This is a genomic window from Propioniciclava sp., from assembly GCF_036744435.1.
Lineage (GTDB): Bacteria > Actinomycetota > Actinomycetes > Propionibacteriales > Propionibacteriaceae > Propioniciclava.
In genome coordinates this window covers 1-8,920 of sequence record NZ_DAIOIA010000117.1, presented here as the reverse complement: position 1 = coordinate 8,920, position 8,920 = coordinate 1, and the positions used below count along the sequence as shown (strand labels likewise).

The window sequence follows — 8,920 nt, the reverse complement described above, 5'->3', positions numbered from 1 at the left end:
GCGCGACCCTCGTCGAGGATCTTGCGGAACATCTCAACACCGGTGATGGTGCTGGTCTGCTTGGCCTCACGGATGCCGATGATGTCGACGGTCTCGCCGGTCTTGACGATGCCACGCTCGATACGGCCGGTGACGACGGTGCCACGACCGGTGATCGTGAAGACGTCCTCAACGGGCATCAGGAAGGGCTTCTCGATGTCGCGCTCCGGCTGCGGGATGTACTCGTCCACCGCGTCCATGAGCTCCATGATGGAGTCGGACCACTTCTCGTCGCCGTTCATGGCCGGGAAGGCCGCGACGCGCACGATCGGCAGGTTGTCGCCGTCGAACTCCTGCGAGGAGAGCAGCTCGCGCATCTCCATCTCGACGAGCTCGATGAGCTCCTCATCGTCGACCATGTCGCACTTGTTCAGCGCGACGACGATCGCCGGCACGCCCACCTGGCGGGCCAGGAGGATGTGCTCGCGGGTCTGAGCCATCGGACCGTCGGTGGCGGCGACCACGAGGATCGCACCGTCCATCTGAGCGGCACCGGTGATCATGTTCTTGACGTAGTCCGCGTGACCGGGGCAGTCAACGTGCGCGTAGTGGCGCTTCTCGGTCTGGTACTCGACGTGAGCGATCGAGATCGTGATGCCGCGCTGACGCTCCTCGGGGGCCTTATCGATCTGATCGAAGGCCGAGACGGCGTTCAGGTCCGGGTAACGGTCGTGGAGCACCTTCGTAATCGCCGCGGTCAGAGTGGTCTTGCCGTGGTCGACGTGCCCGATGGTGCCGATGTTGCAGTGCGGCTTGGTCCGCTCAAACTTGGCCTTTGCCACTTGGGCTCCTCATTTCCTTGTTCGCCCGCGCGTGGTTCGCGAGGCGCACGTTTGCTTGACTTCGTGGGTCGATCCGCTCAGACACGGACCCTCCCAATTTTGCTTCAGCGCCGGGGGAGAGTCAAACTCGCTCTCCCTCGGCCCCGAGGCATGCTTGCGGGAGTCCCGCCGGCGATCACTCGCCGCCGCGACCCTTCTCGATGATCTCGTCGGCCACCGACTTCGGCACCTCACCGTAGGAGTGGAACTCCATGGAGTAGGACGCCTGACCGGAGGTCTTCGAGCGCAGGTCACCGACGTAGCCGAACATCTCCGACAGCGGGACGAGCGCACGCACGACCTGGTTGCCGTGCGCCTCCTCCATGCCCTGCACCTGGCCACGACGGGAGTTGATGTCGCCGATGACGGTGCCCAGGTAGTCGTCGGGGGTGGTGACCTCGACGGCCATCAGCGGCTCGAGCAGGGCCGGGTCGGCCTTGCGCGCTGCCTCCTTGAACACCATCGAGCCGGCGATCTTGAACGCCAGTTCGGAGGAGTCCACATCGTGGTAGGCGCCGTCCAGCAGCGTCACCTTGATGTCCTCGACCGGGTAACCGGCCAGCGGGCCGAAAGCCATGGCCTCCTGGACGCCCTGGTCGACCGACGGGATGTACTCGCGCGGGATGCGTCCGCCGGTGACGCCGTTGACGAACTCGTAGCCGGCGCCGGCTTCCTGGGGCTCCAGCGAGATCAGCACCTTGGCGTACTGGCCCGAACCACCGGACTGCTTCTTGTGCGTGTACTCGGCCTTCTCGACGGTGCGGCGCAGGGTCTCACGGTAGGCGACCTGAGGCTTGCCGATGTTCGCCTCGACCTTGAACTCGCGGCGCATGCGGTCGATGAACACCTCCAGGTGCAACTCACCCATGCCGGCGATGATGGTCTGGCCCGTCTCCTCGTCGGTGTGGACGCGGAAGGTCGGATCCTCCTCGACGAGCCGCTGGATCGCAGCCGAGAGCTTCTCCTGGTCCGACTTCGTCTTGGGCTCGATGGCCTGTTCGATGACGGGGTTGGGGAACTCCATCGACTCCAAGATGATCGGAGCACCCGGGTCGGTGAGGGTCTCACCGGTGGTGGTGTCCTTCAGCCCCATGACGGCGCAGATCATGCCGGCACCGATCTGATCGATCTCCTCACGCTTGTTGGCGTGCATCTGGTAGATCTTGCCGATCCGTTCCTTCTTGCCCTTGGTGGCGTTCAGGACGGTGGAGCCCGACTTCAAGACGCCGGAGTAGACGCGCACATAGGTCAGGCGACCCAGGTGCGGATCCGCGGCAATCTTGAACGCGAGGACGGACAGCGGCTCATCGGTGCTGGGATGACGCTCCAGCTTGACCGACTCGTCGCCCGGCTTGAACCCCTCGATGGCGGGGACGTCGAGCGGGGAGGGCAGGTAGTCGATGACCGCGTCCAGCATCGGCTGCACGCCCTTGTTCTTGAAGGACGTGCCACAGACGACAGCGGTGAACTTGTTCGCCAGAACGCCCCGGCGGATACCCGCCTTGATCGAGTCGACGGTGACTTCCTCGCCAGAGTCCTCGGCCAGCAGCCACTCCTCGGCGAACTCGTCATCATTGTCGGCGATGACCTGGATCAGTTCTTCGCGCGCAGCCTCGGCGGCGGCCAGCATGTCGGCCGGAATCTCCTCGACCGTGTAGTCCTCGCCGATCTGGGTCTCGCCGCGCCACATGAGGGCGCGCATCTTGACCAGGTCGATGACGCCTTGGAAGTCGGCCTCGGCACCCACGGGGAGCTGGATGACGGCGGCGGTCGCGTTGAGCCGCTCGCGGATCGTCTTGACGACGAAGTCGAAGGAGGCACCCGTGCGGTCCAGCTTGTTGACGTAGCAGATGCGCGGCACGCCGTAGCGGGTGGCCTGACGCCACACCGTCATCGACTGCGGCTCCACACCGGCGACCCCGTCGAAGACCGCGACCGCGCCGTCGAGGACGCGCAGGGAGCGCTCCACCTCGACGGTGAAGTCGACGTGCCCGGGGGTGTCGATGATGTTGATCAGGTGATCGTGCCAAAAGCAGGTCGTCGCGGCGGACGTGATCGTGATGCCGCGCTCCTGCTCCTGCTCCATCCAGTCCATGGTGGCGCCGCCGTCGTGCACCTCACCGATCTTGTAGTTGATACCGGTGTAGAACAGGATGCGCTCGGTCGTGGTGGTCTTGCCGGCGTCGATGTGGGCCATGATGCCGATGTTCCGGACGCTGGCCAGGTTCGTGGTTAGGTCAATGGCCACGGGTAGTTTCCAATCTTTGTTGCTTGGGTCGTCGACTCGAGACAGGCGCGAAGCCCTCCCCCGCTACTGCGGGGGAGAGCTTCGGCCAGATCACCAGCGGTAGTGCGCGAAGGCGCGGTTCGCCTCGGCCATCTTGTGCGTGTCTTCACGCTTCTTGACGCTCGCGCCGAGACCGTTGCTCGCGTCCATGAGCTCGTTCATCAGGCGCTCGGTCATCGTCTTCTCGCGACGCTGCCGGGAGAACGTGACCAGCCAGCGCATGGCAAGCGTGGTGGAGCGGGCGGGCTTGACCTCGATCGGGACCTGGTAGGTCGCACCACCGACGCGGCGAGACTTGACCTCGACTGCCGGGCGGATGTTGTCCAGGGCCTTCTTGAGGGTCTGCACGGGATCAACGCCGGTCTTGGCCCGCGTCCCCTCCATGGCGCCGTAGACGATGTTCTGGGCGGTGGTCTTCTTGCCGTCGAGCAGGATCTTGCTCACCAGCTGGGAGACCAGCGGCGAACCGTAGACGGGGTCGACGACGATCGGCCGCTTCGGGGCCGGTCCCTTGCGAGGCATTACTTCTCCTTCTTCGCGCCGTAGCGGCTGCGCGCCTGCTTACGGTTCTTCACGCCCTGGGTGTCCAGCGCGCCGCGGATGATCTTGTAGCGCACACCCGGAAGGTCCTTCACTCGACCGCCGCGCACGAGCACCATCGAGTGCTCCTGCAGGTTGTGCCCCACACCGGGGATGTACGCGGTGACCTCGATGCCCGAGGACAGCCGGACACGCGCGACCTTGCGGAGGGCAGAGTTCGGCTTCTTGGGCGTCGTGGTGTACACACGCGTGCACACGCCGCGGCGCTGCGGGGAGCCTTTGAGGGCTGGCGTCTTGCTCTTGCTGACCTTGTCAGTGCGGCCCTTGCGGACCAACTGCTGGATGGTGGGCACCGGCTGGTATTCCTTCGTTTCGTTGTTGACCCCTTGCGAGGCCACGCGGGAGGCACGGGGAGCCATCACGTCGAGCGCGCAGGGCACTCAGTGCAACCGATCCTCGTGGGGATTGCGAGCCCCCCAGGCGCTCCGAGACGGGCGCTCCGGTGGGCGGTGATTCGTTCGGTCGCCCGAACACAACGACAAAGACTAGTGGTTAGGCCCCAGCACGGTCAAAGAACTAAACCGTGCAGGCCATGACTAGCCGACGAACGTTACCCGCCCAGTGTAGCCGGGGACGCCCATGCGCCCAAACGCCAGGCGCCCCCGGGACCGAAGTCCCGAGGGCGCCCATGACGACAGGGTTGCGCTCAGCTGAAATCGCCGAGGTCGAACTCGTCGTGCGCCAACGCCGGAGCGGTCCCGGCGATGTCGTAGTCGTAGGCGTCGTAGCTGAGGTCGTAGGCCGCGGCCCGCGCCTCCGCCGTCGGCTCCACCCGGATGTTGCGGTACCGGCCCAGACCGGTGCCCGCCGGGATCAGCTTGCCCAAGATCACGTTCTCCTTCAGGCCGACCAGCGAGTCGGACTTGGCCTGAATGGCCGCGTCCGTCAGCACCTTGGTGGTCTCCTGGAAGGAGGCCGCCGACAGCCAGGACTCCGTGGCCAGTGACGCCTTCGTGATACCCATCAGCACCGGACGGCCCTGGGCGGGCGTCCGACCCTCGGTGATCGCCTTGCGGTTCTCCGCCTCGAACAGGCTGCGGTCGACCAGGTCACCCGGGAGGATGGCCGTGTCGCCCGACTCGATGACCGTCACGCGGCGCAACATCTGCCGAATGATGATCTCGATGTGCTTGTCGTGGATCGGAGCGCCCTGCGTCCGGTACACGGCCTGCACCTCGTCGACCAGGTGCTCCTGGACGCGGCGCAGACCATTGACACGCAGGATGTCCTGCGGGTCGAGGGTTCCGGCATAGAGCTGCTCGCCCGCCTCGACGTGGACGCCGTCGGAGATCGAGTGGCGAACCATCTGCTGGTCCTCCCACTCCAGGCGAACCCGGCGCGGCAACGCGTACTCCAGATCCTCCTCGCCGTCGTCCCGAACGATGATCAGCTTGCGCGTGCGATCGCCATCCTCGATCCGGACGCGTCCGGCGGCCTCCGCCAGGGGAGCCTTGCCCTTCGGGGTACGCGCCTCGAAGAGTTCACCGACACGCGGCAGGCCCTGCGTGATGTCGTCACCGGCCACACCACCGGTGTGGAAGGTACGCATCGTCAGCTGGGTCCCGGGCTCGCCGATGGACTGGGCCGCGACGATGCCGACGGCCTCGCCGACATCGACCAGCTTGCCCGAGGCCAGCGACCGGCCGTAGCACATCGCGCACGTGCCCAGCGCCGACTCGCAGGTCAGCACCGAGCGCACCTTCACCTCGGTCACCCCCGCGTCGATCAGGGCCTGGATGTTGTCGTCGCCGACATCGCTCCCGGCCGCGACCAACACGTTGCCCTTCGCGTCGACCACGTCAGCGGCCAGAGTCCGGGCGTAGACGGACGTCTCCACGCTCGGGGAGACCACGACGTTGCCGTTGCGGTCGTGAGCGACGATCGACTTGGTGAGACCGCGCTCGGTGCCGCAGTCCTCCTCGCGGATGATGACGTCCTGAGAGACGTCGACCAGACGCCGCGTGAGGTAGCCCGAGTCGGCGGTCCGCAGAGCGGTGTCCGCCTGGCCCTTACGACCACCGTGGGTGGAGATGAAGTACTCCAGAACCGACAGGCCCTCACGGAAGTTCGACTTGATCGGGCGAGCGATGATCTCACCCTTCGGGTTGGCCACGAGGCCGCGCATGGCGGCGATCTGCCGCATCTGCGTCATGTTCCCTCGGGCACCCGAGTCGACCATCATGAAGATGGGGTTGTCGGTGGTGAAGTTGGCCTCCATTGCCGCGGTGAGCTCGGCCGTCGCGTCGGTCCACAACTGGACCAGCTCCTGCTGGCGCTCCTCCTCGGTCACCTTGCCACGCTCGAACTGGCGGGTGATCTTGGTGGCCTTCGCGTCGTAGGTCGCCAGGATCTCGGGCTTGCTGGGCGGCGTCTGGATGTCAGCGATGGAGACGGTGACGCCCGAACGCGTGGCCCACTTGAAACCGATGTCCTTGAGGCGATCCAGCGTGCGCGCCACATCGACCTTCGGGTAGCGCTCAGCCAGCTCGTTGACGATCGCGCCCAGCTGCTTCTTCCCCACCGAGTTGTTGACGTAGGGGTAGTCCGACGGCAGCGCCTCGTTGAACAGGGCGCGTCCCAGGGTCGTGTCGAGCAGCACGGACCCATCCGGGCGTGCCTCCACGCCCGCGGGCGGGACAATGTCGCGCAGCACGATCGAGATCCGGGAATTGATCAGGATCTCGCCGTTGTCGAACGCCATGTACGCCTCGTCCTTGCTGGAGAAGGCGCGGCCCTCCCCCGGCTGCCCGTCGCGGGTCGTCGTGAGGAAGTAGTGACCGATGATCATGTCCTGCGTCGGCAGGGTGACCGGGCGTCCGTCGGCGGGCTTGAGGATGTTGTTCGTCGACAGCATCAGCACGCGGGCCTCCGCCTGCGCTTCCGCGGACAGCGGCAGGTGCACAGCCATCTGGTCACCGTCGAAGTCGGCGTTGAAGGCGGTGCAGACCAGCGGGTGAAGCTGGATGGCCTTGCCCTCGATCAGCTGCGGCTCGAACGCCTGGATGCCCAGACGGTGCAGGGTGGGGGCGCGGTTCAGCAGCACGGGGTGCTCCTGAATCACCTCCTCCAGGACGTCCCACACGACGGGACGCTGACGCTCCACCATGCGCTTGGCCGACTTGATGTTCTGGGCGAGGTTGAGGTCGTCCAGACGCTTCATCACGAACGGCTTGAACAGCTCCAGCGCCATGGTCTTGGGCAGGCCGCACTGGTGCAGCTTGAGCTGCGGGCCGACCACGATGACCGATCGGCCCGAGTAGTCGACGCGCTTGCCGAGCAGGTTCTGGCGGAACCGACCCTGCTTGCCCTTGAGCATGTCGGAGATCGACTTCAGCGGGCGGTTGCCCGGCCCGGTGACAGGACGCCCGCGGCGACCGTTGTCGAACAGCGAATCGACGGCCTCCTGGAGCATCCGCTTCTCGTTGTTCACGATGATCTCGGGCGCGCCGAGATCCAGCAGCCGCTTGAGGCGGTTGTTGCGGTTGATGACACGCCGGTACAGGTCGTTGAGATCGGAGGTCGCGAAGCGGCCACCGTCGAGCTGGACCATCGGGCGCAGGTCCGGCGGGATGACCGGGACGGCGTCCAGCACCATGCCGACCGGGTTGTTGCCGGTCGTGAGGAACGCGGACACCACCTTGAGCCGCTTCAGGGCTCGCGTCTTCCGCTGCCCCTTGCCGGTCGCGATGATGGTGCGCAGGTTCTCCGACTCGACCTCCAGGTCGAAGTCGGTGAGCCGGCGCTTGATCGCCTCGGCACCCATGAAGCCGGCGAAGTACTTGCCGAACCGGCTCTTCATCTCGCGGTAGAGAATCTCGTCGCCCTCAAGGTCTTGGACCTTCAGCGACTTGAACCGCTGCCACACCGCGTCCAGGCGATCCAGCTCGCGCTGCGAGCGGTCGCGCAACTGCTTGACCTCACGCTCGCCCAGGTCGCGGACGCGCTTGCGCACATCGGCCTTGGCGCCCTCGGCCTCCAGCGCCGCGAGGTCCTCCTCGATCTTGCGCATGCGGGTTTCGATGTCGGCATCGCGGCGCGAAGCGATCTGCTTGCGCTCCACTTCCACCTTTGCCTCCAGCGAGGGCAGGTCACGGTGGCGGGCGTCCTCGTCAACGGACGTGATCATGTACGCCGCGAAGTAGATGACCTTCTCCAGGTCCTTCGGCGCGATGTCCAGCAGGTAGCCCAGCCGGCTCGGGACGCCCTTGAAGTACCAGATGTGCGTCACGGGGGCGGCCAGCTCGATGTGGCCCATGCGCTCGCGACGAACGTTGGAGCGGGTCACCTCGACGCCGCAGCGCTCGCAGATGATGCCCTTGAAACGCACCCGCTTGTACTTGCCGCAGTAGCACTCCCAATCCCGGGTGGGACCGAAGATCTTCTCGCAGAACAGCCCGTCACGCTCCGGCTTGAGCGTGCGGTAGTTGATCGTCTCAGGCTTCTTGACCTCGCCGTGGCTCCACTCGCGGATCTGGTCCGCGGTGGCCAGGCCGATACGCAACTCGTCGTAAGCGTTGACGTCCAGCACGTTACTTCCTTCTCTCCCCTACACCTTGGGGATTGCTGTTCGGATCGGTGGCCGCCGATCCGGACGACAGGACCGACCGGGGCCCCGGCCGGCTGGGAGCGAACTCCCGGATGGGTGGTCGCGCCGAGCCCCGCACGGGCTCAGCGCGACCCTCAAAGAATCAGACTTCCTCGATGTCGGCGAACGAGTCGGCACCGGGACGGCGGGACAGGTCGATCCCGAACTCCTCCGCACGGTGGAAGTCGTCCTCGGAATCACGCAGCTCCACGACCGTGCCGTCGGAGTTGAGCACCTCGACGTTCAGGCACAAGGACTTCATCTCCTTGACCAGCACCTTGAAGGACTCCGGGATGCCCGGCTCGGGGATGTTCTCGCCCTTGACGATCGCCTCGTAGACCTTCACGCGGCCCGGGACGTCATCGGACTTGATGGTGAGGAGCTCCTGCAGCGCCCACGCGGCGCCGTAGGCCTCCATCGCCCACACCTCCATCTCACCGAAGCGCTGGCCACCGAACTGCGCCTTACCACCCAGCGGCTGCTGCGTGATCATCGAGTACGGCCCCGTCGAACGCGCGTGAATCTTGTCGTCGACCAGGTGGTGCAGCTTCAGCATGTAGATGTAGCCGACGCCGACCTTCTCCGGGT

Annotated in this window: 6 protein-coding genes; all 6 read right to left on the bottom strand. The window is 65.8% G+C overall.

Going from position 1 to position 8,920, the window contains the following annotated elements:
- Positions 1-821, bottom strand: an 821-nt coding sequence (locus V7E09_RS12665) for an elongation factor Tu (RefSeq protein ID WP_324523475.1), incomplete at its 3' end; no start/stop codon positions are given.
- 175 nt (positions 822-996) lie between these two features.
- Entirely contained in the window at positions 997-3,108 is a 2,112-nt protein-coding gene (fusA, locus tag V7E09_RS12660; protein WP_324523474.1) for an elongation factor G, read from the bottom strand.
- A 90-nt stretch (positions 3,109-3,198) separates the two neighbouring features.
- The gene (rpsG, locus tag V7E09_RS12655; protein ID WP_324512390.1) at positions 3,199-3,669 is read right to left on the bottom strand and encodes a 30S ribosomal protein S7; all 471 of its coding nucleotides are present in this window, start codon (positions 3,667-3,669) and stop codon (positions 3,199-3,201) included.
- Positions 3,669-4,040, bottom strand: a complete 372-nt coding sequence (rpsL, locus tag V7E09_RS12650; RefSeq protein ID WP_129459186.1) for a 30S ribosomal protein S12 — start codon at positions 4,038-4,040, stop codon at positions 3,669-3,671. The genes rpsG and rpsL overlap by 1 nt, the downstream gene beginning before the upstream one ends.
- Before the next feature lie 353 nt (positions 4,041-4,393).
- A complete protein-coding gene (locus V7E09_RS12645) occupies positions 4,394-8,275 on the bottom strand; it encodes a DNA-directed RNA polymerase subunit beta' (RefSeq protein WP_324512389.1) in 3,882 nt (1,293 codons plus the stop codon).
- 160 nt (positions 8,276-8,435) lie between these two features.
- A partial coding sequence (locus tag V7E09_RS12640) for a DNA-directed RNA polymerase subunit beta (protein ID WP_442956891.1) occupies positions 8,436-8,920 on the bottom strand: 485 nt, incomplete at its 5' end.